This is a genomic window from Rhizobium sp. WYCCWR 11128 (genome assembly GCF_013416305.1).
Taxonomy (GTDB): domain Bacteria; phylum Pseudomonadota; class Alphaproteobacteria; order Rhizobiales; family Rhizobiaceae; genus Rhizobium; species Rhizobium indicum.
Genome location: NZ_JACCEZ010000004.1, coordinates 21977 through 43955, shown reverse-complemented (window position 1 = coordinate 43955; position 21979 = coordinate 21977). Strand labels below are relative to the sequence as shown.

Here is a 21979-nt window from a genome sequence, read left to right as displayed (position 1 = left end):
CAAGGATATTGCAAAATAAGCGCTGCTGCTGAGTTTGCCAAGGATTCCATCACCCGATCAGCGCGAACTTGTCCACGTCAACCATGCCGCGGTCTGAGATCTTCAGGTGTGGAATAACCGGCAGTGGCAAGAAAGCGAGCTGGAGGAAGGGTTCCTCCAGCGTGGCGCCGAGCGCGAAGGCAGCTTTACGCAGCTGGTGGAGCGTATCGCGGACCGTCTCGTAGGGCTCGAGGCTCATCAATCCGGCGATGGGCAGGGCGATTTCGCCGGTGACTTTGCCGTCTTCGACGACAACGAAGCCGCCCTTGATCTCGCTGAGGCGGTTTGCGGCGCGCGCCATGTCGTCCTCGCTGACGCCGACGACGCAGATATTGTGGCTGTCATGGCCGACGGTCGAGGCGATCGCACCCTTCTTCAGGCCAAAACCCTGGACGAAGCCATTGGCATGGTTGCCGTTCTTGCCGTGGCGTTCGATGACGGCGACCTTGATGATATCGTTGGCAAGATCGACCGTCGTCTCGTTGCCCCTGACGGGCAGGCGGTAGCGGCGATGCTCGGTGATGATCTTGCCCGGTATGACGCCGATGACAGGCGTTTCGCCCTCGGCGACCGGGACGCCGAAATGGGCGGCGTTGACGGGCCGGGCCTTGACGCTGTCGAGGCCGATCGGGGCAACCGGTCTGCGCGAGGAAAAGAGCGCATCGGTGACGCGGCGGCCGGCCGAGAAAACCATGTCGGCGCGGCAGTTTTTCAGACTGTCGAGCACCACCAGATCGGCGCGCCAGCCCGGCGCGACCAGGCCACGGTCTTTGAGGCCGAAGGCGCGGGCGGCCGAAATCGAGGCGGCGCGGTAGATCGCCAGGGGCTCGACGCCGCTTGCGATCGCCGTGCGGATCATGTGATCGAGATGACCCTGTTCGGCGATATCGAGCGGATTGCGGTCGTCGGTGCAAAGCGCGAGGAAGGGTGAAAGCCGCTCGGTGAGAATGGGTATCAGCGCCGCGAGGTCCTTGGAGACCGAACCCTCGCGCACGAGGATATGCATGCCCTTGCGGATCTTCTCCAAGGCTTCGCCGGCGGTCGTGCATTCGTGCTCGGTGCGGATGCCGGCCGAGAGGTAACCGTTGAGGTCGTTGCCTGAGAGCAGCGGCGCATGACCGTCGATATGGCCGCCCTGGAAGGCGTCGAGCTTGGCCATGCAGACGGGATCCTTGTGGATCACGCCGGGGAAATTCATGAATTCGGCAAGTCCGATCACCTTCGGATGGTGACGGAAGGGCAGGAGGCGCTCGATCGGCAGATCGGCACCGGAGGTTTCAAGATGCGTCGCCGGCACACAGGAGGAGAGCTGGACGCGGATGTCCATGATCGTCTCCAGCGCGGATTCGAGAAAGAATTCGATGCCGGCGGTTCCGAGCACATTGGCGATTTCGTGCGGATCGCAGATGGCGGTAGTGACACCATAGGGCAGAACGCAGCGATCGAATTCATGCGGTGTGACGAGTGAAGATTCGATGTGCAGATGCGTGTCGATGAAGCCGGGAACGACGATCCTGCCTGAGATGTCGATCTCGGTTTCGCCCTCATAATTGCCTGAGGTGCCGACGATGCGATCGGCGCCGATCGCAATGTCCGACTGGACGAGTTCGCCGGTGACGAGATCGAAGAAGCAGCCGCCCTTCAGCACGATATCGGCCGGCACACGGCCAACGCCCTGGTCGATGAAGCGCTCGAGTCTGCTGGTCATGGTATTGCTCACATTACAACCGATTCCGAAACTTATAGCCGATCTGCCGCGACAAGCGAGTGCCGCAAAACGAAACCGGGCGCCACAGGGCGCCCGGTCGGTGACGGTCAGCGATGGTTTACTCGGCGGCGACGATCTTGCCGGCTTCCCACTTGTAGAGCGAGAAGCTCTGCGAGGTCAGGTCGCCGGTCTCGCCGTAGGTAACCTTGCCGATGGCGGTCGGGATCTCCTTGCCGTCCTTCAACGCGGTCGCGACGGCTTCCGCATCCTCGGCGCTGCCGGCCTTCTCGATGCCGGCTTTCAGCACTTCGACGGCGGCATAGGCGTTCAGCGTGAAGGCCTCGGCCGGGATGTTCTTGGCGGCGAGCGCATCGGCTGCGGCTTTGGAATCCAGGCTCTTGGTGGCGTCCGAAGCGTTGGTGAAGATCGTGCCTCCTGCCGCATCCGTGCCGATTGCCCAGAATTCGGTGTTGGAGAGTCCGTCGCCGCCGATGATCGTCGTGTTGGCGGCGAGGTCATGCAGCTGGCGGGCGAGCAGGCCGCCTTCCGGGTGGTAGCCGCCGAAATAGACCACGTCGACCTTCTCGGACTTGATGCGGGTGGTGAGCGCGCTGAAATCCTTGTCACCAGGCGTGATCGCGTCATTGACGACTTCGGTGATGCCGCCGGCGTTCAGCGTCGCCTTGAAGGCGTCCGCGAGGCCCTTGCCATAGGCGCCCTTGTCGTTGACGATGGCGACGCGCTTGTCCTTGAAATTCTTCAGCACATATTTGGCGGCGACTTCGGCCTGCTGGTCGTCGCGGCCGCAGGTGCGCAGCACGTTGGTCAGACCGCGCTTGGTCAGGTCGGGGGCCGTCGCAGTCGGGGTGACCATCAGCACGCCATTTTCAGCAAGCACGTCCGAAACCGGAATGGCGACACCCGATGTCACCGGACCGACGACGAAGCGGATGCCGTCGCCGACGACCTTGTTGGCGGCGGAAACGCCCTGTTTCGGTTCGCCGGCATCATCGGCCAGTTCGAGGACGACCTTCTCGCCGAGAATTCCGCCCTTCTTGTTGATCTCGTCAACGGCGGTCTGCGCACCGTTCTTCACCTGGTCGCCATAGGCGGCGACGGGGCCGGTCAGCGGCGCGATCAGGCCGATGGTGATATCGGCATGGGCAAGCGGCGCAAAGGCGAGCGACGCGACGAGGGTCGCCGTCAATGTCTTGAGGGTCATTGTCTGTCTCCTTGGATGGGGTCATTCGACCCGCGATGAGGTGCCGCGCCGGATTTTCCGGATCGTTCAACGGCCCTCAGGCCGTGCCAAGGACGATCGATATCGGCGCGATCGATGCGCCCTCCGGCCATATTTGGCTCGAATGGGCGCAACGGCAAGATTTCTAGGAATTTTGGTGGAATTCCGCAAGTTGATAACAAAATGAAACGAAAATCGAGCCGATTCGGCGCGAAATAATCCAAAATCGTCGATCGGGCGCCGTCTGCGGATCTCCAGAAGTGCTGTATCCGCATCTGCGCGGTGCCGATGAACCTGCCGAATTTCGCGAAACTCTTCGTCTTTCCGAATAGTCGAATTCGGTTTCGAGATTAACACTTGATTCTACCAATTAGAGTAGAATCATTGTTCGTGCATATATTGCTGCGATGCAAAAGAACGGTCGATAATAAACAGAGAGATATTTCAGGAACAGAGATCTGGATGCTCAAGCGTATCGAAGCCAGACAGGTGCGCAACGGAATGTTTGTGGAAGCGATCGAGGGTGCATGGCAGGACCCTCTTCTCTCCAAGCGAAGATTTCTGCTGCGCCGTGAAGTCGATGCCCTGAGGCTTCGCAAGAGCGGCATTGAAGGTGTTATCATCAACACCAGCAGAGGCCTCGACATCGACGGTCTGGCAGGCGGCAATATCGAGATCGACACCAAGGCGGCACGCGAAACCATCCAGAAATCCGTGCAGGTCCTAGAAAGCGTTTTCGGCCGGCTCCAGCATGGCGATGGGATCAGCTTCGATCAGGTGGCGCCGGTGATTTCCTCGGTCTCCAAGTCGATGGATGATAATCCCACTGTCTTTCTCAGCGTTACGCGTCTGAAATCCAAGGACGAAGTGACGTTTCTGCATTCCCTTTCGGTGAGTGCGCTGATGATCCTTTTCGGCCGTCACCTCGGACTTGATGAGGCTACCGTGCAGACGCTCGGCACGGCAGGATTGCTACACGACGTCGGCAAGCTCGAAATTCCGCTCGAGATCCTCAACAAGGAAGGGCGCCTGGACGAGGACGAGATCAAGATGATCCGCGATCATCCGGAAAAGGGGCACGCAATCCTGTCACGACAGGAAGGCTTGCCGGAGATCGTTCTCGACGTCTGCCTCAACCATCATGAGCGTATCGACGGCAAGGGCTATCCCCGCAGGCTTTCCGAAGCGCAGGTCAGCTTCCATGCGCGTCTTGCTGCGATTTGCGACGTCTATGACGCCATGACCTCCGTGCGGCCGTACAAGGCGCCATGGAGCGCGAGCCAAGCACTGAAATGGATGTTTGGCAACGAAGGGCAATTCGATCGCCGGCTGCTGAAGAAATTCGCCCTCTGCCTTTCCGTCGCCGCCGTGACCTGAGGGCTGTCGGTCTTCCCAACAAAAGGCCTGCGTGGACTTACAGCGCCGCGCAGGCCGTGATGCCGGAGGCCTTCAGCGCTTTCTCAGATGTTGTTCTGGAGGATGGTCCGCAGCTTGCCGAAGAGTTCGTCGATGTGGTGCTTCTCGATGATCAGCGGCGGGGAGAGTGCGATGATATCGCCGGTGGTGCGGATCAGCAGGCCGCTTTCATAGGCTTTCAGGAAAGCGGTGAAGGCGCGCTTGGTGGGCTCGCCGGCGATCGGGTCGAGTTCGATGGCGCCAATCAGGCCGGTGTTCCTGATGTCGATGACATTGGGGCAGTCCTTCAGCGAATGCAGCGCGTCGGCCCAATAGTCGGAAAGCTCGGCGGCGCGTGTCAGCAGCCCCTCTTCCTTGTAGGTGTCAAGCGTGGCGAGTGCCGCAGCGGAGGCGATCGGGTTGCCGGAATAGGTGTAGCCGTGGAAGAACTCGATCATGTGTTCCGGGCCGTTCATGAAGGCATCATGAATCTCGGAGGTGACAAAGACGGCGCCCATCGGGATGACGCCGTTGGTCAGTCCCTTGGCAGCGGTGATCATGTCGGGCTTGACGTCGTAATATTGCGCGGCGAAGGGGGCGCCGAGGCGGCCAAAGCCGGTGATGACCTCGTCGAAGATCAGAAGGATGCCGTGTTTGGTGCAGATCTCGCGCAGCTTCTGCAGGTAGCCCTTCGGCGGGATCAAGACGCCGGTCGAGCCCGCCACCGGCTCGACGATGACGGCGGCGACGGTGGAGGCGTCATGCAGGGTGACGATGCGCTCGAGCTCGGTGGCGATGTCGCCGCCATGCTCGGGCTCGCCGCGGGTGAAGTTGTTCTTGCCGGGCTGGTGGGTGTGCGGCATGTGATCAACGCCGGTCAGAAGCGTGCCGAACATCTTGCGGTTGGTGACGATGCCGCCGACGGAGATGCCGCCGAAGTTGACGCCGTGATAGCCGCGCTCGCGGCCGATCAGGCGGAAGCGTGATCCATTGCCCTTCACGCGGTGATAGGCGAGCGCCACTTTGAGCGCGGTCTCGACGGATTCGGAACCGGAGTTGGTGTAGAGAACGTGGTTCAGGCCTTCCGGGGCGATGTCGACCAGGCGGTTCGCCAGTTCGAAGGCCTTGGGATGGCCGAGCTGGAAGGCCGGCGCGTAGTCGAGTTCGCCGGCCTGCTCGCGGATCGCCTCAGTTATCTTCGGGCGGCAGTGGCCGGCATTGACGCACCAGAGGCCAGCCGTGCCGTCCAGCACCTGACGGCCGTCATGGGTCGTATAGTACATGTCCTTGGCGCCGACGAACAAGCGCGGCTCCTTCTTGAACTGGCGATTTGCCGTAAACGGCATCCAGAAGGCGCGAAGATCGTTCGGTGCATTGAGGCGATTGGACATGCTGTTCTCCTGGCCGCCGACGGCCCTTTCCCGGGGCTTCACGCCCATATTTTTACTGCCCGGTCAAATTATCAGGGCTTCCCAAGGCGTCAACGGGAAAAGTCCCTGAAGCCCTTCATGTGGAGGCTGAAGCCGCCTCGATCGATCCGGCAGTATTTTCACGATCGACAGCCGCAGGCGGCCCGTCATCAATCCTTTGCCTCGGCTTGTTACAAAAAACCGATGGTTCGCAGGGCGCAATTGCATTTCATCAATTCACTGAAATCAAACGATATTTCGATCGGAGATACTGATGTCTGACCGCCAGAAGACAAGGGCGCGCCCCACGCGGCGCCATGCATTCGCGCCAAGTTACGGCGCCATTCTCGAAGAGGGCGTTCGCCGCCGCAGCGTGCTCAAGGGCTTTCTCGCAGCGATGGGCGCTGCGGCACTTTCGCCGGCGCTCGGAACCGCGCATGCCAAGGCTGCCGGCTCCAGCCTGACGTTTCCGGAACTCAAGCGCATGCGCGATACCGCCGACCACTGGCCGGAGGGTTATGAGCGCCAGATCCTGGCGCGTTGGGGTGATGCACTGTTTGCCGACAGCCCGGAATTCGATATCGCGACGCTTGATGGTAAGGCGGCCGAGCGACAGTTCGGCTACAATAACGATTTCACGCAGTTTGTGCCGCTGCCCTGGGGCGAGAAGAGCTCCGACCATGGGTTGATGGTCGTCAGCCATGAATATGCAACGCCTTTCCTGATGTTTCCCGGCCTGACCGACGAAAACTACCGCGAGAAGCTGACGGATAACCAGATCCGCGCGATCATGGCCGCCCTCGGCGTCTCGATCTTCGAAGTGAGGAAGACGGACGGCAAGTGGGCGATCGTCAAGGACGGCAAATACAATCGCCGCGTCCACATGAGCACGGAAATCGGCATCTCCGGTCCCGCTGCCGGCGACGACCGTCTGAAGACCAAGGCCGATCCGACCGGCACGGTCGTGTTCGGCACGATCTCGAACTGCAACGGCGGCATCACCCCCTGGGGCACGATGCTTTCAGGCGAGGAAGGCGCGATGGACGTCTTTTCCGGCGACTACAAGAAATTGCCGAACCAGGAGCTGGTCGAGCGCCAGGGCTGGGACGAGGACGAAAACGACATCTATTCCATCAGCCGCGTCGAGCCGCGCTTCAAGTTCGAGGAAGAGCCGAACGAATGGATGCGTTTCGACTGGGTGGTCGAGATCGACCCGTTCGATCCCTCCGCAAAACCGATCAAGCGCACCTCGCTCGGCCGCATGACTCATGAGGGCGCCCAGTGTTGCGTCGCCCCTGACGGCCGCGTGGTGGTCTTCATGGGCGACGACGACGACTTCGAATACATCTACCGCTTCGTCACCCGCGATCCCTGGAACCCGAACGACCGCGCCGCCAACAGGGACCTGCTCGACCACGGCACCCTCTCGGTCGCCAAGTTCGAAAGCGACGGCACGATGCGCTGGATCCCGCTCATTGCCGGCGAGGGGCCACTGACCGCGGAAGCCGGCTTCAAGAGCCAGGTCGACATCGTGCTGGCGACGCGCGCTGCCGCCGATCTCGTCGGTGCCACGCCGATGGACGCGCCAGAAGGCTTCATCCCGCATCTCGGCACCGGCAAGCTTTACGTCGCCATGACGGAGAACGAGGACCGGCTGCCAAAGGGTGAGGGCGACGACGAGAAGGAGATGGTCAACATCGCCAATCCGCGCGGCCCCAACCCGCATGGCCACCTGCTGGAACTCGCGGCACCCGGCGGCCCCGAAAAGCCGGATTATGCAGCCGACAGCTTCAAATGGGATGTCTTCATTCTCTGTGGCGATCCTGCCAAGGCCGAGGATCAGGCGATGTTCCATCCGGCCACGACCTCCGCCGGCTGGTTCACCGACCCCGATAATCTCGCGGTTGATCCGGTCGGGCGCCTCTGGGTCACCACCGACGGCCCGCCGCCAGAAGGCATTGCCGATTCCGTCTATGTGATGGATACCGAAGGCCCGGGCCGTGCGTTGCCGAAACTGTTCTATATTGCGCCCGTCGGTTCGGAAGCCTGTTCGCCGACCTTCACCCCGGACGGCAGCAGCGTCTTCCTCTCGGTCCAGCATCCGGGAGAATTGCGGATGGCCGACAACGAGGATGCGACTTCGATGGAGGATGCAGGCACCAACTGGCCGGACTTCAAGTCCGGCATGCCTGCCCGTCCGTCGCTGGTGGTGCTGAGCCGCATCAACAACGACGTGGTCGGCAGTTAAACAATTCCGGCAAAAGTGCGCGGCAGTTTTACGTCTGGAATTGCGCTAGAGCGGTTCAGCTTTTAACGGAAACGCAGGACCGCTCTAGCCTTTTGTTTTTACGCAATTCCGGACGGAAAACCGCTTCGCACTTTTCCTGGAATTGCTCTAGAACAAAAGATCGATTGCGGGACGGGCGCTCCGGCGCGACCGGGTTACCATTCCAAAAGCACGACCGGCAAATCGCAAATTTGCCGGTCGTGCCATAAGGTTCACGTGCTGAAATATCGTTGCCAAGCCTCTGGGAACATTCCCTTGCAGCATGGCATCGGCCGACATTCATGTCAGCGCTATCATTAAGCGGCGGATCTGTTCCGGTTCTGCACGAGGTAAATGTCTTCGAGCGTTGCCAGGATCTTCATCACCGGCTCGGAGGTGCTCGAATAATAGATGGTTTGTGCGTCCCGGCGGGTCTTGACCAGCTTTTGGGCGCGCAGTTTCGACAGGTGCTGAGAGAGAGCCGACTGGCTGAGCCCGACCTGCGTCGCAAGCACGCCGACGGCCACTTCGCCCTTCACGAGGCTACACAGGATCAGCAATCTCTTCGGGTTTGCCATGGCCGACAATAAAGCTGCCGCCACGTTCGTGTGATCGGCCAAATCAGAGGTTTCCATATGTTATCTTCCTAATGCGAAACGTACATCAAGCGTGTTGGCGCAGGCCGCCAGCCGGGATTTTGACTGACATCAAAAACTAGCAACTGGGCTCGAAGATTGTATATACCTAAATTTAAGGTATCGAGTATGCTATTTTAGATATGTTTGAACAAATGTGATCGACATCCACAGCGAGGGTTTCGAACTCGTATCGCAACAGAAAATCGGCGGAAATCATGTCGAAACCTGAGGGATCGATACCACAAATGCGCCAAGAACCCGATTCCGGCGCCTTTAGCCTGATAGCGAGGCTTTCCTCCACATCGGGGTGACGTTCTACTAAATCTCGCACTGCTTCTGTTGCCCCGGCGGCAATCTCCTCATTCGCGGCCGACTGGATTACGAGATCGTTCCCATCGAGTTGGTAGGCGCGGCCGAAGCCGCCATTGAGGCTGGCCTGTTCCGGCCTGAGTCGGAAGAACAGGAAATCAGGAAAGTCGATATAAAGCTTCGCCTTGGTGTGGCGAGCGAGAAAACGCGTGTGGATGCGCTCGTAGAATGCATTGCCGCGCTCGATGGGTTCTGCAACGCACTGGGTCGTCAGACGAGGATAGGCAAGGGGATCGCCCTTGCCGGGCTCGCCGGTCAGGAGCGAGGCGCGCGGGTCTCTGGCGAGCCCCCTGGTATGGGCCGACAGCTGGGAAACCAGGATGACCGGCGTGCCGTCGATATCGGTGGCGATCAGCACGCGGCTGGCGGAGGGAAAGCCGGTCTCGGGATCGAGAACGGCAATCGCCGCGTGCCGTGCGGAGCGCAGCAGCACGCGGGCGAGCTTGCGGGCATCGTCGTCTGTTTCGCGTAAGGGGGAAGGCTGATCTTTCATATCCGCTTTGTGGCAAAGCGGATGGAAAACATCAAGCTTCCTCCTTCCGGCGATGGCGGGTGAGGCCGGCAACGATATCCTGAGCCGAGATGGTGCCGACGATCGCGCCGTTCTCGACGATGCCGATACTGCCCGGTTGGCGGGCAAGGGCATCGAGGATATCGATGAGCGGAGTCGCAGCGCGGGCAGTGGCGCTGACGCTCATGCCGGCGGCAGTCTGGCCGAGGCCTGGCTGCATCACGTCGGCCGCCGTCAGCATGTTGATCGGATTGAGGTTCTGCACGAAATCGGCGACATACTGGTCGGCGGGGTTCTTGACGATATCGTGCGGCGTCCCGCACTGGATGATGCGGCCGCTCTCCATGATGGCGATGCGATTGCCGATGCGGAAGGCCTCGTCGAGATCGTGGCTGACGAAGAGAATGGTCTTCTTCAGCCGCCGCTGGAATTCCAGGAGTTCATCCTGCAGGCGGGTGCGGATCAAGGGGTCGAGCGCCGAGAAAGGCTCGTCCATGAGCAGGATCGGGGCGCCGGTGGCAAAGGCGCGGGCGAGCCCGACACGCTGCTGCATGCCGCCGGAAAGCTCGTTGACCTTGCGATCGGCCCATTTCGTCAGGTTGACGAGTTCGAGCTGCTCGCCGACCCGGAGCTTGCGTTCGGCTTCCGGCATGCCGGCGAGCTCCAGACCGAAGCCGACATTGTCGGCGACGGTGCGCCAGGGCAGGAGGGCGAATTGCTGGAACACCATGGAGACGGTGTGGGTGCGCAGCTCGCGTAGCGCCTTGGCATTGCATCTGTAGGGGTTGACGGGGCCAGTGGCCGCCGAGACCGCAACATCGCCACGCACCACGGGAGCGAGCCCGTTGACGGCGCGCAGCAGCGTCGACTTGCCGGAGCCGGAAAGCCCCATCAGCACCAGGATCTCGCCTTCCTCGATCGTCAGCGAGGCGTTGGCCACACCGAGCACCAGACCGGTGGCGGCACCGATCTCGTCGCGCGTTTTGCCCTGGTCGACCATGGCAAGCGCGGTTTCCGGCCGATCGCCGAAGACGATGCTGACATTGTTAAAGCTTACCGCGGTCATGCAGCGCCTCCTTCGCCCGTGGTGCGGAACATCCGGTCGAGAATGATTGCCAAGATGACGATGCAGAAGCCCGCCTCGAAGCCCTTGGCGATATTGACGGTGTTCAGCGCACGGACGACGGGCACGCCAAGCCCGGGAGCGCCGACAAGGGCGGCGATGACGACCATCGACAGCGACAGCATGATGGTCTGGGTAAGACCCGCCATGATCTGCGGCGTGGCGAAGGGAAGCTCGATCTTGCGCAGCACCTGTAAGGGCGTCGCGCCGAAAGCGACGGCGGCTTCGACGAGGGACGGCGGCGTCGAGATGATGCCGAGGCGCGTCAGCCGGATCGGAGCGGGGATTGCGAAGATGACGGTCGCGATCAGGCCCGGCACCATGCCGAGGCCGAACAGGATGAGCGCCGGGATCAGATAGACGAATGTCGGTATGGTCTGCATGAGATCGAGCACCGGGCGCATGGCAGCATAGACCCAAGGGCGGCGGGCGGCGGCAATGCCGAGCGGAATACCGATCACCATACAGACGAAGGTGGCGGCGAGCACGAGGGCGAGCGTCTCCGTCGTTTCCTTCCAATAGTCCTGGTTGACGATCAGCAGCAGCCCGAGACAGGTGAAGACGGCGACCGCGATCGACCGGCGCAGCCAAAAGGCGATGGCAGTGATGGCCGCGATGACGATCAGCGGATGAGGCTTCTGCAGCACGAAGAGCAGGCCGTCTATGGCGCTCGACAGCAGGAAGGCGATCTGGTTGAAGAACCATTCGCCATTCGAGGTCAGCCAATCCACGAAGGATTTGGCCCAGGGGCCAACGGGAATTTTAAATTCGGTGATCCAATTCAAGGGCGCGCCTATCCAGAAAAACAATCGGACAAAAATGAAACGGGGCGGCGAGCCGCCCCGTTCGTATCATCAGAGGCCGAGGCCGGTCTTGGCGGCCGCGAGAGCATCGCCCTTGCCGTCGCGGGTCTTGACGCCCGCGAGCCAGGGCTCAAGTGCTGCGGGGTTGGCCTTCAGCCATTCGGAAGCTGCAGCTTCCGGTTCCTTGCCGTCGTTGAGGATCTTGCCCATGATCTGGTTCTCCATGTCGAGGGAGAACGTCAGGTTCTTCAACATCATGCCGACATTCGGGCATTCGTCGAGATAACCGGCACGGACATTGGTGAAGACCTTGGCGCCGCCGAAGTCAGGGCCGAAGACGTTGTCGCCGCCTGTGAGGTAGGTCAGCTTGAAGTTGGTGTTCATCGGATGGGGTTCCCAGCCGAGGAAGACGACGGGCTTGCCCGCTTTGTCGGCACGGGCGACCTGGGCGAGCATGCCCTGTTCGGAGGACTCGACGACTTCCAGGTCCTTGAGGCCGAACTCGTTCTTCTCGATCATGTCCATGACGAGGCGGTTGCCATCATTGCCAGGCTCGATGCCGTAGATCTTGCCGTCGAGATCGTCCTTGTGGGCGGCAATGTCCTTGAAGTCCTTGATGCCGAGCTCAGCGCCTTTAGCATTGGTGGCGAGCGTGTACTTGGCGCCGACGAGGTTGGGGCCGAAGGATTCGACCGACTTATCGTCGATATAGGGACGGACGTCCTTTTCCTGCGTCGGCATCCAGTTGCCGAGGAAGATGTCGATGTCCTTGTTCTTCAGCGACGTGTAGGTGACCGGGACCGAGAGAACCTTGACGTCGGTCTCATAGCCGATGCTCTTGAGGATCACGGATGCGGTGGCGGTGGTGGCGGTGATATCCGTCCAGCCGACGTCCGCGAAGCGGACGGTGGCGCAGCTGTCAGGGTCTGCGGCGAAGGCGGCGGTCGCAACGGAGAGGGCGGCGACGGCAGTTGCGGTAACGAGTTTGAACGTGCTTGTTGTTTTCATTTTAGACTCCCAGTCTTTAAGTTCCCAAGCCAACCATCAATAACCGAGTTTGACAAGCGACCTCAGTGCGTTTGCGCCGTATCGACCCATGCGATTGCGACGTCCGCGGATTTTTTGGCAATGCCTTGTTTTCGGGGCTTTCAGCGGTTTTCGAGCCGGATTCCTGTGATTATCGCTCACTCAGGGCTTTTCTTTGCCATTCCGAGCTTTCAATAAGCCGATCAAGGAGAAATCGGATGGCAAAACTCTATTTCAACTACTCGACGATGAACGCCGGCAAGTCGACGATGCTGCTGCAGGCCTCCTATAATTACCAGGAGCGCGGCATGCGCACGGTGCAGCTGATCGCAGCCTTCGACGAGCGCACTGGTCGGGGCGTCATCGGCTCGCGGATCGGGCTGGAGGCGAGCGCCATTCCTTTCGAGTCGCATGAGGACCTGTTCCGGTTGATCAAGGGACTGAGTGGCGAGGGCGCGCCGATTTCCTGCATCTTCGTCGACGAGGCGCATTTCATGACGCCTGTCCATGTCTGGCAGCTTGCCCGCGTCGTCGACAGGCTCAACATCCCTGTGATGGTCTACGGGCTGAGAACCGATTTCCAGGGCAAGCTGTTTCCGGCCTCGCAGGAACTGCTGGCGATCGCCGATGAGATGCGCGAGGTGCGCACGATCTGCCATTGCGGGCGCAAGGCGACGATGGTCGTGCGGCTCGACGCGGAAGGAAAAGTCTTGCACGAAGGCGCGCAGATCGATGTCGGCGGCAACGAGAAATATGTCTCGCTCTGCCGCAGGCATTGGGACGACGCCATGAACGGTGCCTGGATCGCCGAGCCGGTCTGAAGCCGGCGACTCCGCCTGTTTTCTTTGGCGCCGCAAGCGGCTAGTTTGGGCCAGGAGATTCCCTGGAGAGGCTTGGTGCGCAAACCCCCGTCATTCGACAGCCAGTATGAAGCTGCTGGCAGCCTTGCCGAAAGGATTGCAGGCGAGGGAGTCTATTGTGTGGCTGCGATCGGCGCCTTCAGCGGCGACGAAACACAGTCGGCCGACGAGGTCTTCCTTGAACAGAATGCCCGCTTCCAGGCCCATATCGCCGATGCTGCGGCGCTCGACGCTCAACTGGCCGAGCTGGTCTTTTGCCTTGATCGGCTGACGGCCGAGGTTTCAGCCGATCTCGACAGTTTCCGGGGGCTGACGCTGCGCGAGAAGATGGCCGGCTGGGTGTCGCGCCAACGGATGTGGCGCATGTATACCGAACGCGTGCGCGAGGCGCCCGTCATCGAGCGGCTGCTTGACCTTTTGACGAAATCGGACGCGCTCGCGGGGCTGATCGCCGGCCAGCGCGCCGCGCTCACCGAACGGCACAAGGCCGCCGAACTCAGCCTTGTCGATATCGTCGAGCAGCGGCGACGGCTGGTCGTTTCCATCGACATCGCCCGCCTCAAGATGAAGGAGCTCAATGCCAAGGCGCTGACGACGCAAGGCCGTATCGGTGTCTATGGCAACAGGGCGCATTGGGAGCAGATGGAGGCGGAGCGGCGGGCGCTGAAGGCGGAGGCCGAGCGGATTTCCGCCGGCGAGCGCGAGATGCGCGACGACAGCCAGCGGCGCGAGCGCTTCATCGGCCTGTTCCAGGCCTTTGTCGATTCGCTGAACGGCCGGATCGCCGCCTGCAACGTGCTGCTGCGCAAGCTGCTGATCGACGTGGAAGAGCGGCTGATCATCTATCAGGCGCAGGTCGATACCGACCGGCCGGGCATGAAGGTGAGGATCAAGCCGGAGCTCTTTCCCGATATCGCGGCACCGATCAGGTTGTTCGAGAAGGGCATGCTGGTCGCCCAGGATCTGGAGCGGCGCAAGAGCCGCGCCGATCTCGAATTCGCCAGAAGGTTTCCGACCTATGCCGAACCGCCGCCGGAAACATCGGGAGCGCCTCTGATCGACACGGCGCGCAGGTCTTTTCGTTTCAGCCTGCCTTTCCTGCGCTCCTGACCAGCAAGGGCGCGGGCAGTATCGCTCTTCCGCAATGCTTTCATTCCGAAAAATCGAAGGGCTCGTGTTGTGCTCTGCCCATCGAGCGCATATGTGGGATGCAGCGGGGCGGCAATGTCCCGATGTTCGCCTCGCCTGACAGGAGACGACGATGCTTGACCGGATAGCCGGTTTTTTCAGGCTGATCGGCCAGACGATCGGCCGCTGGGCCCGCCTTTTTTCCGCCTGGGCCTTCTGGCCCTTTCTTGCCGCGCACGGCTGGTATCAGCGCCGGAGCTGGATGATCCGGCTGCCGGTCATCGCTTTCGTGGCGCTGCTGGTCGTACTCTACGGTTATTTCTTCTTGCAGACGCAGGTCTGGACGAATTTCAACCCCGCCTTCGTCGATCAGTACCGGCTTTCCGAACGCAAGGTTGCCGCCGGGCAGGAAGTGCCGGCCGCCGAGAGCGCCAATGCGACGGCGCCGAAGACCTGCCAACGCTCGGCGATCGTCGACGTCGCGGCCGATCTGACCGATTTCAATGTCAACCAGAACGCATGGATCTCCTCCATGCTGCTTTACAAGATGGGCTTCTTCGGCATCGACTGGGATCACACCCCCTTCCTCGACAACAAGGCCTCTTTCCAGCGCGGCATCAACCAGGCGGTCCGGCGGACTTCGGCGGAGCTTGTCGATACGCTCGGGCGTGTGCGCGGCACCTCGGGCATCAACAACGACCTGCAGAGCGCGCGCGGCAATCTGCAGTTCGACGAAAACAGCTGGTATTTCGGCCTCAACCCCTTCGGGCCGAAGACACCGACGCCCTCCTATTACCGCTCGGCGATCGGCAGCCTGCGCAAATTCAACACCGATCTCGCCCTCTGCAACGTCGTTTTCGACGGCCGCGCCGACAATCTGATGCAGTTCATCGACCGTATTGCCAACGATCTCGGCGGCACCTCCGACATGCTCGCCGAGCGCTCGGAAAACCACAATCGCGGCTGGTTCGATACACGCGCCGACGACCGGTTCTGGTTCGCTTACGGCCAGCTCTACGGCTATTACGCGATCATGGCCGCCGCCCAGGCGGATTTCTCGCAGGTGCTGGCGGAACGCAATCTCGGAGCGATCTGGGGCGGGACCATGCGGCAGTTTCAGGCGGCGCTGCGCATCCAGCCGGCGATCATCTCGAACGGGCGCGAGGATGGCTGGATCATGCCGAGCCATCTCGCCACCATGGGCTTCTATATTCTGAGGGTGCGCTCGAACCTCGTCGAGGTCCGCTCGGTGCTTGACCGCTAAAACGTCTGGAGTCAGCGGGGTTTCGTGTTGTCCTCGAAGCCGACGACGCGCAGTTTCTCGACGAATTCATAGGTGATGCCGACGATGCCGCGGCCGCTTCCATCGTTTCGGAAGCGGCCGACGCTACGCACCAGCTTGTAGCCGCCAAGCCGGTTGTCGACGCGATAAACGAAATGGAAGCCGACGCCGTGAAGGCTCGCCTCTTCGAAGGTTTGGGCGATCAGGCTGCGGTCCTCCTCGTGGATGCGCGACATCAGCTCTGTCAGGTTGAGAGGGCCGTCGCTGTAGGAGAGTCCGAAGATCGCGTGGACATCCTCGCTTGCAAAGAAATGTCCGGTCTCGATGTCGATGCGCCAGAAGCCGAAAAGACGATAGGCAGCAAGCATCTGGACGACTTCCGCATCGGTGATGCCGATGTGGGCGCGGGATTGTTCTGTCTTGTCAATAACGGGCTGTTCGAAGTGAAGAGGCACGATTCCCCCAGATCACGGGACGACGTGCCGACTCTCTTCTGATTCCTCAGTTGATCAGCTTCAATCGAATTGCCTTAGCTACCAACTGGGTTCGGTTGACGCAATCGAGTTTTTTGATCGCGTTCGTCATATAGGCGTTCACCGTATGATCCGAGAGCGTGAGGATCTGACCGATTTCGATCGAGGTCTTGCCCTGGGCAGTCCAGCGCACAACCTCTAGTTCTCGAGTTGATAGCGCGTTATGCGCGCATTCCTCGTTGCGTTTGACTGCATTGTATGCATCGAGTGCATGGAGAATGATCATTGCCAGCTCGTTGATTTCGCTCTGGCCGAGTGCGGCGCGCTCGCCGCAGAACCAAAAGACCAGACGCTGGCCGTCGGCTGCAATGGTCGGCATGGCAACGCCTGCTGGTATGGCATGGCGCAGCATCAGGGCACGAAGTTCGGCGGGGAAAGCCTGACCATTGGAGGCGTCGTTGAGGTGCCAGGCCGGCGGCACGGCAGACGCTCTTAACCTTACGCCGAAAGGGCAGCCGCGCATCATGTGGGCGCGGTCGAAATCCCTGACATAGGCGGCCGGAAGCGAGCTCTCGATCAGCAGGGGTTTCAAGAGAAGATCTTCCGGGGAGGGGGCGTGCATCAGCGTCGCATGCGACAATCCGAAGGCTGTAGAGACCCTGCCAAGCGCCTGTGCAAACAGGTTGCGCGTTCGTGCGGTCGAAAGTTCTGCCGAAAGCAATGACTGTCTTTCAGAGGTAGTCATGTAAGACATTTGTACGCCCCCGGCAGCCCCAATGTTACCGCTATCAAATACAGAAAATCGGCGGGATGCTAGCCCCAATTGACCTAACGCAAGCTGATTCATTCGAATTGTGAAAAATTAGCCACGGCAATTCGCGCTTCGGTTGAGTTTCGACTTGCGAAAATAGCGTAGCGGTACCTTAGAGTTCTTTCATGGCGGCACAGCAATGGTCTTGCGCAACCGGGCAAGGAGAGAATCACTTGGGAGAGTTTCGGGGGGGGGGGGGAGAGCTCGGGTCTCTCCGGCACGGGCGCAAAGGCGGTAGACCGGCCTACCTGCAGCACTTTGCGCGGGAGCAAGTGAACTGCGTGAAGGCCGCCGCAGCGGGTCGCCATGTCAGCCTGATTGGGGTGAGAGAACAGAGATAAGAAGGGATGGTAGCAGGCGGCGAAATCCGACTTGCTGCCAGTCAAGCCAATTGCTAAGCGTATGCTCAGTACAACTGAGGCAATTTAATCGTGCGCTTTGCAATTTCCTTTTTGGTGAAGTGGCTATTTTCCAGATTGTTACTTGTTTTTCTCCTTTTGACCTTGTCGATCGGAGCGGCAACCTCGCAGGCCGCCGGGGAGAAGAAGGCAGCGCATCCCCCGATGAATTTCATCCTCGTGCGTAGTCTCCTCTGCCAGGAAAACTGTCCGGAATGGATATCGGCGGAGGGGCGCATAACGTCCGATACGCCCGCGCGGCTGAGAAAAATACTCAAGAAGATCGGCGGCCGTAAATTGCCTGTCGTTTTCCGTTCGGAAGGCGGCGACGTCGATGCCGCCTATGCGATGGGCCGGATGATCCGCAAGGCCGGGCTGGAAACGGCGGTCGGCGGCACGCGGCTCAAAGATTGCCCGGTTGGGGATACGCGCTGCCAAGCCGCTATTGCCAAGGACGGTAGCGCGGTCGGTTACACCTATTCGTCCGGTGCATACTGCTTTTCTGCTTGTCCGCTGGCGTTGGCGGGCGGTGTGTCGCGTGTCTCGTCGCAATGGGCCTTTATCGGCCTCCACCAGATCACGACCGTCTACAACAAGGTGCGTGTTTCCTATCGCATCGAATACAAGATCGTGAACGGCAAGAAGAAGGAGATCTCCCGCAAGGAGGTTGGACGCAAGGTGGCGGGGCAGGGCAGTTCCACCAAACTTGGAAAGAAGGCTACCGCTGCTTTGACGGCCTATTTGAAGGAAATGGGCGTCAGCGAAGATGTGATCGGTCTGATGATGAGCGCCACGCCTGACAACATCAATATCGTACCGGCTACAGAGGCACTTCGAACAGGTCTCATCACGGACATGTTGTCCTACAATGAGTGGCCCGGTATGCCGCTCTGCGCCCCGGATGCAGTGGCAGAGACTGTCTGTCATAGCCATCCGGTAGCCGAAGCCCCTGTGGTGGCTAAGGCGCCTGTCCCTCAAGCCCCCGTGCAGGATGCGGCCGCAGAGACAAGCGAGAAACTGCCAAAAACCCAGCCGATGGACTTCCTCCTGATGTCCAATGGCAACTGCCGGGAAGAGTGCACGCAGTGGATTTCTGCGGACGGAGACATCACGCCGGATACGCCGGCTCGGCTGAAGGCGATGTTGACGACGCTCGGCGAAAGAAAGCTGCCGATCGTCCTTCAATCTAATGGCGGGGACATGGATGCGGCTTTCGCGATGGGGCGTATGATCCGTGCTGCAGGTCTGGAGACCTCGATTGGCAGAACGCTGTTGCCCAATTGTCCAAAGTTGGATCCGCGTTGCAAAGCCAGCATCGCCAAAAACGGATGGACCGAGGGCGAAGTCTTTGCCGGGCGGGCGTACTGCCTTTCGACCTGTACTCTTGTCCTGATGAGCGGAACGCCGCGGCTTGTCGGATATTCTGCGATCGGCGTCGTTAGGCCCACAACGACTGAATATACGACATTTTTCGCTTATTTCGACGAGATGGGCGTCAATGCCGAGACATACGGGACGATGATGCCCGCCACATCAACCGAGCGAGGAAGGATCATACTTCCTACTGAGGCGCTCAAGCTTGGCATCATTAATGGTATCATCCCTTATGATGAAGAGCCCGGCTTGCATGTCTGTGGGCCGGAGGCGAAGGAAAGCCTTCGATGCCCGCGAAAAGCTGAGGCAGAGATCGCTCCTGTCGCTGCTTCGGTCAATTGATCTCAGGGCGCGAAAGAGCAGAGCTCGGCGTTTTGCGTGGGGCTTCTGTTTGTTCAAGCGCCGAAGGCGCCTCGTGCCGCCTGTCAGTCCTTATCCTTCAGATCATTTTTCGACGTGACGCTCATCAGCTTCTCCAGGAAGCCGAGCATGACGGCGGAGGCGACGAAGGCGAGGTGCATGAAGGTCAGCCACATGATCTTGCCGTCCGCATATTGGTCGGCGTTGAGGAAGACCTGCAGCAGATGGATCGAGGAGATGGCGACGATCGAGGAGGCGACCTTGATCTTGAGGCTGCCTGAATCGAGTTTGCCGAGGAAGGAGACTTCGCTGTCGGTCTCGTCGACCTCGTCGAAGCGGCTGACGAAATTCTCGTAGCCGGAGATCATCACCATGACGATCAGGCTTGCGACGAGGGCCGCATCGATCAGGCTGAGCATGGCAAGGATCATCCCAGCTTCGTCCAGTACGAAGACGCTGGCGGCAATCTTCAGAAGCTTGTAGCCGAAGGAAACGGCATAAACAGCGAGCGCCAGCACCAGGCCGATATAGAAGGCCACGAGGATCCAGCGGCTCGACAGGATGATCCGCTCGACGAAGATTTCCAATGCTTTCATGTCTTCACTCTAAGAAGCCGCAATCGTTGACCGCCACATAAACGCCTAGCGCATCGACCCGAAAATCGAAACCGATTTTCGGGTCGATGCGTAGATTCAAAGTGTTACAGCGTCCTTTGCGCGTCTGAAAAGACGCGCGGCGCTGTAAGCGTGGCGGCCGCAAGGCGCAGCGCTATTCACACCCCGCCGATATTTCGCTATCTCGATGAAGAGAAAAACAACGACTCCGCTCCCGCGGGGCCGGACGGGGGAACATCCATGCCATCAATCAAATCCGATATCGAAATCGCGCGCGCCGCGGCCAAAAAGCCGATCTTCGAAATCGGGGCGAAACTTGGTATTCCGGTCGAGCAACTCGTTCCCTATGGTCACGACAAGGCGAAGGTCAGCGCCGAGTTCATCGCCGCGCAAGCGGGCAAGAAGGACGGCAAGCTGATCCTCGTCACCGCGATCAATCCGACACCGGCGGGCGAGGGCAAGACGACCACCACCGTCGGGCTCGGCGACGGGCTGAACCGGATCGGCAAGAAAGCCATAGTCTGCATCCGCGAGGCCTCGCTCGGTCCGTGCTTCGGCGTCAAGGGCGGGGCGGCCGGCGGCGGTTATGCGCAGGTCGTGCCGATGGAAGACATCAACCTGCATTTCACAGGCGATTTCCATGCGATCACATCGGCGCACAATCTGCTGGCGGCGATGGTCGACAACCACATCTATTGGGGCAACGAAGAGAATATCGACATCCGCCGCATCACCTGGCGGCGGGTCATGGACATGAACGACCGGGCACTCAGAAGCATGGTCTCATCGCTCGGAGGCGTCGCCAACGGTTTCCCGCGCCAGGGCGGGTTCGACATCACCGTCGCCTCCGAGGTCATGGCGATCCTCTGCCTCGCCACCGACCTCAAGGATCTGGAGCGGCGGCTCGGCGACATCATCATCGGCTATCGTTTCGACAGGACACCGGTCCATGCGCGCGACCTGAAGGCCGACGGCGCCATGGCGGTGCTGTTGAAAGATGCTATGCAGCCGAACCTGGTGCAGACGCTGGAGAACAATCCGGCCTTCGTGCATGGCGGGCCCTTCGCCAATATCGCCCATGGCTGCAATTCGGTGACGGCGACGAAGACGGCGCTGAAGCTCGGCGACTATGTGGTGACGGAAGCAGGGTTCGGCGCCGATCTCGGAGCGGAAAAATTCTTCGACATCAAGTGCCGCAAGGCGGGGCTGAAGCCGGATGCGGCAGTCATCGTCGCGACCGTCCGGGCGCTGAAGATGAATGGCGGGGTGAAGAAGGACGATCTCGGCACGGAGGATGTCACGGCGCTGAAGAAGGGCTGCGCCAATCTTGGCCGGCACGTCGCCAATGTGCGCCGTTTCGGGGTGCCCGTCGTCGTGGCGATCAACCATTTCGTCTCGGATACCGACGCCGAGATCGCGGCGGTCAAGGAATTCGTCTCGAGGCTTGGCGCCGAGGCGATCCTCTGCCGCCACTGGGCGCTGGGTTCGGCCGGCATCGAGGAACTGGCGCACAAGGTGGTGGAACTGGCCGAATCCGGGCAAGCGAAATTCCAGCCGCTTTACGGCGACGATCTTTCGCTGTTCGAGAAGATCGAGATCGTCGCCTCGAAGATCTATCACGCCGGCGAGGTGACGGCCGATAAGGCGGTGCGCGACCAGTTGCAGACATGGGAGGAGCAGGGTTACGGCAAGCTGCCGATCTGCATGGCGAAGACGCAATATTCCTTCTCCACCGATCCGAACCTTCGCGGCGCGCCGGAAGGCCACATCGTCACTGTGCGAGAGGTGCGGCTTTCGGCGGGAGCGGGCTTCGTCGTCGCCATCACCGGCGAGATCATGACAATGCCGGGCTTGCCGAAATCACCCTCGGCGGAACGGATTTTCCTGAACGACCAGGGTTATATCGAGGGGTTGTTCTGAGCCGGTGACGGCTTACCAAAGCGCTCGACCAGATGTCGCTGCCGACGCTTTTCAAAGTCCGGATCGATGAACAGCCAGATGAAAAGGCTTTGCAGCGTGCCGATGAACAACATTCCTATGGCAAAGAGCCAATGTAACTCACCGGTAAAAATGAATCCGATAGCGGCAACCAGGAGAACCAGGATCACGTTCCCAATGATCTTCATATGCTGCTGGCCTCTTCTACAAATTG

19 protein-coding genes are annotated in these 21979 nt (G+C 60.4%); 7 read left to right on the top strand and 12 right to left on the bottom strand.

All coding sequences use genetic code 11. From position 1 onward, the window contains the following. Positions 1 to 49: 49 nt before the first annotated feature. A complete protein-coding gene (ade, locus tag HX898_RS15000) occupies positions 50 to 1747 on the bottom strand; it encodes an adenine deaminase (RefSeq protein ID WP_180194995.1) in 1698 nt (565 codons plus the stop codon). A 118-nt stretch (positions 1748 to 1865) separates the two neighbouring features. Continuing rightward, positions 1866 to 2969 (bottom strand): branched-chain amino acid ABC transporter substrate-binding protein, encoded by a 1104-nt coding sequence (locus HX898_RS14995; RefSeq protein WP_180194994.1) that lies wholly within the window; start codon positions 2967 to 2969, stop codon positions 1866 to 1868. 480 nt (positions 2970 to 3449) lie between these two features. Here HX898_RS14995 and HX898_RS14990 point away from each other — a divergent pair, with 480 nt between their 5' ends. Beyond that, positions 3450 to 4364: an HD-GYP domain-containing protein gene (locus HX898_RS14990; protein WP_180194993.1), complete on the top strand. Its 915-nt coding sequence runs from the start codon at positions 3450 to 3452 to the stop codon at positions 4362 to 4364. 83 nt (positions 4365 to 4447) lie between these two features. Here HX898_RS14990 and HX898_RS14985 read toward each other — a convergent pair whose 3' ends face one another. Then, complete coding sequence (locus HX898_RS14985) at positions 4448 to 5773, bottom strand: aspartate aminotransferase family protein (protein ID WP_018243099.1); 1326 nt, start codon at positions 5771 to 5773, stop codon at positions 4448 to 4450. Between the two features lie 292 nt (positions 5774 to 6065). Between HX898_RS14985 and HX898_RS14980 the strand changes: the two genes are divergently transcribed. Beyond that, complete coding sequence (locus HX898_RS14980; RefSeq protein WP_180194992.1) at positions 6066 to 8039, top strand: PhoX family phosphatase; 1974 nt, start codon at positions 6066 to 6068, stop codon at positions 8037 to 8039. Positions 8040 to 8374: 335 nt separating this feature from the next. Here HX898_RS14980 and HX898_RS14975 read toward each other — a convergent pair whose 3' ends face one another. The 5 genes from HX898_RS14975 to HX898_RS14955 all read right to left on the bottom strand — a co-directional run bounded on the left by HX898_RS14975 (position 8375) and on the right by HX898_RS14955 (position 12509). Further along, positions 8375 to 8692 carry a metalloregulator ArsR/SmtB family transcription factor gene (locus tag HX898_RS14975; RefSeq protein WP_003561417.1) on the bottom strand — a complete coding sequence of 106 codons (318 nt, stop codon included), beginning with the start codon at positions 8690 to 8692 and terminating at the stop codon, positions 8375 to 8377. Between the two features lie 115 nt (positions 8693 to 8807). After that, positions 8808 to 9557, bottom strand: a complete 750-nt coding sequence (locus tag HX898_RS14970) for a pyridoxamine 5'-phosphate oxidase family protein (RefSeq protein WP_180194991.1) — start codon at positions 9555 to 9557, stop codon at positions 8808 to 8810. Between the two features lie 31 nt (positions 9558 to 9588). Beyond that, the gene (gene choV, locus HX898_RS14965; RefSeq protein ID WP_020051154.1) at positions 9589 to 10641 is read right to left on the bottom strand and encodes a choline ABC transporter ATP-binding protein; all 1053 of its coding nucleotides are present in this window, start codon (positions 10639 to 10641) and stop codon (positions 9589 to 9591) included. After that, positions 10638 to 11483 carry a choline ABC transporter permease subunit gene (choW, locus tag HX898_RS14960; protein WP_025395508.1) on the bottom strand — a complete coding sequence of 282 codons (846 nt, stop codon included), beginning with the start codon at positions 11481 to 11483 and terminating at the stop codon, positions 10638 to 10640. The genes choV and choW overlap by 4 nt, the downstream gene beginning before the upstream one ends. A gap of 69 nt (positions 11484 to 11552) precedes the next feature. Then, positions 11553 to 12509: a choline ABC transporter substrate-binding protein gene (locus tag HX898_RS14955; protein WP_129419670.1), complete on the bottom strand. Its 957-nt coding sequence runs from the start codon at positions 12507 to 12509 to the stop codon at positions 11553 to 11555. Positions 12510 to 12745: 236 nt separating this feature from the next. Between HX898_RS14955 and HX898_RS14950 the strand changes: the two genes are divergently transcribed. From HX898_RS14950 to HX898_RS14940, 3 genes are all read left to right on the top strand, one after another. Further along, positions 12746 to 13348, top strand: coding sequence for a thymidine kinase (locus tag HX898_RS14950; protein ID WP_062944413.1), 603 nt, complete (start codon positions 12746 to 12748; stop codon positions 13346 to 13348). Positions 13349 to 13423: 75 nt separating this feature from the next. Next, entirely contained in the window at positions 13424 to 14497 is a 1074-nt protein-coding gene (locus HX898_RS14945) for a hypothetical protein (protein WP_138386900.1), read from the top strand. A 151-nt stretch (positions 14498 to 14648) separates the two neighbouring features. Further along, positions 14649 to 15779: a DUF2333 family protein gene (locus HX898_RS14940; RefSeq protein ID WP_138330354.1), complete on the top strand. Its 1131-nt coding sequence runs from the start codon at positions 14649 to 14651 to the stop codon at positions 15777 to 15779. 11 nt (positions 15780 to 15790) lie between these two features. Here the strand turns inward: HX898_RS14940 and HX898_RS14935 are convergent, their stop codons facing one another. Together HX898_RS14935 and HX898_RS14930 are read right to left on the bottom strand one after the other, a co-directional pair. After that, a complete protein-coding gene (locus tag HX898_RS14935; RefSeq protein ID WP_180194990.1) occupies positions 15791 to 16252 on the bottom strand; it encodes a PAS domain-containing protein in 462 nt (153 codons plus the stop codon). Between the two features lie 46 nt (positions 16253 to 16298). Then, positions 16299 to 17024 carry a helix-turn-helix transcriptional regulator gene (locus tag HX898_RS14930; RefSeq protein ID WP_138330685.1) on the bottom strand — a complete coding sequence of 242 codons (726 nt, stop codon included), beginning with the start codon at positions 17022 to 17024 and terminating at the stop codon, positions 16299 to 16301. A gap of 488 nt (positions 17025 to 17512) precedes the next feature. Here HX898_RS14930 and HX898_RS14925 point away from each other — a divergent pair, with 488 nt between their 5' ends. Further along, positions 17513 to 19195: a hypothetical protein gene (locus HX898_RS14925; protein ID WP_180194989.1), complete on the top strand. Its 1683-nt coding sequence runs from the start codon at positions 17513 to 17515 to the stop codon at positions 19193 to 19195. 83 nt (positions 19196 to 19278) lie between these two features. On the opposite strand, the gene HX898_RS14920 is transcribed toward HX898_RS14925, so the two are convergent. Then, positions 19279 to 19809 (bottom strand): TIGR00645 family protein, encoded by a 531-nt coding sequence (locus HX898_RS14920; RefSeq protein WP_138386903.1) that lies wholly within the window; start codon positions 19807 to 19809, stop codon positions 19279 to 19281. 258 nt (positions 19810 to 20067) lie between these two features. On the opposite strand from HX898_RS14920, the gene HX898_RS14915 reads away from it, so the two are divergent. Next, a complete protein-coding gene (locus tag HX898_RS14915) occupies positions 20068 to 21747 on the top strand; it encodes a formate--tetrahydrofolate ligase (RefSeq protein ID WP_138386904.1) in 1680 nt (559 codons plus the stop codon). Here the strand turns inward: HX898_RS14915 and HX898_RS14910 are convergent. Continuing rightward, positions 21726 to 21953, bottom strand: a complete 228-nt coding sequence (locus HX898_RS14910; protein WP_180194988.1) for a hypothetical protein — start codon at positions 21951 to 21953, stop codon at positions 21726 to 21728. The two genes, HX898_RS14915 and HX898_RS14910, sit on opposite strands and share 22 nt — an antisense overlap. Positions 21954 to 21979 lie beyond the last annotated feature (26 nt).

Bases quoted from the DNA above. Each gene is read 5' to 3' on its own strand.
- HX898_RS14955 (WP_129419670.1), bottom strand. From the start codon at position 12,509: ATGAAAACAACAAGCACGTTCAAACTCGTTACCGCAACTGCCGTCGCC.
- HX898_RS14910 (WP_180194988.1), bottom strand. From the start codon at position 21,953: ATGAAGATCATTGGGAACGTGATCCTGGTTCTCCTGGTTGCCGCTATC.
- HX898_RS14985 (WP_018243099.1), bottom strand. From the start codon at position 5,773: ATGTCCAATCGCCTCAATGCACCGAACGATCTTCGCGCCTTCTGGATG.
- HX898_RS14940 (WP_138330354.1), top strand. From the start codon at position 14,649: ATGCTTGACCGGATAGCCGGTTTTTTCAGGCTGATCGGCCAGACGATC.
- HX898_RS14970 (WP_180194991.1), bottom strand. From the start codon at position 9,557: ATGAAAGATCAGCCTTCCCCCTTACGCGAAACAGACGACGATGCCCGC.
- HX898_RS14975 (WP_003561417.1), bottom strand. From the start codon at position 8,692: ATGGAAACCTCTGATTTGGCCGATCACACGAACGTGGCGGCAGCTTTA.
- HX898_RS14920 (WP_138386903.1), bottom strand. From the start codon at position 19,809: ATGAAAGCATTGGAAATCTTCGTCGAGCGGATCATCCTGTCGAGCCGC.
- HX898_RS14950 (WP_062944413.1), top strand. From the start codon at position 12,746: ATGGCAAAACTCTATTTCAACTACTCGACGATGAACGCCGGCAAGTCG.
- HX898_RS14980 (WP_180194992.1), top strand. From the start codon at position 6,066: ATGTCTGACCGCCAGAAGACAAGGGCGCGCCCCACGCGGCGCCATGCA.
- ade (WP_180194995.1), bottom strand. From the start codon at position 1,747: ATGACCAGCAGACTCGAGCGCTTCATCGACCAGGGCGTTGGCCGTGTG.
- HX898_RS14930 (WP_138330685.1), bottom strand. From the start codon at position 17,024: ATGTCTTACATGACTACCTCTGAAAGACAGTCATTGCTTTCGGCAGAA.
- HX898_RS14990 (WP_180194993.1), top strand. From the start codon at position 3,450: ATGCTCAAGCGTATCGAAGCCAGACAGGTGCGCAACGGAATGTTTGTG.
- choV (WP_020051154.1), bottom strand. From the start codon at position 10,641: ATGACCGCGGTAAGCTTTAACAATGTCAGCATCGTCTTCGGCGATCGG.
- HX898_RS14995 (WP_180194994.1), bottom strand. From the start codon at position 2,969: ATGACCCTCAAGACATTGACGGCGACCCTCGTCGCGTCGCTCGCCTTT.
- HX898_RS14915 (WP_138386904.1), top strand. From the start codon at position 20,068: ATGCCATCAATCAAATCCGATATCGAAATCGCGCGCGCCGCGGCCAAA.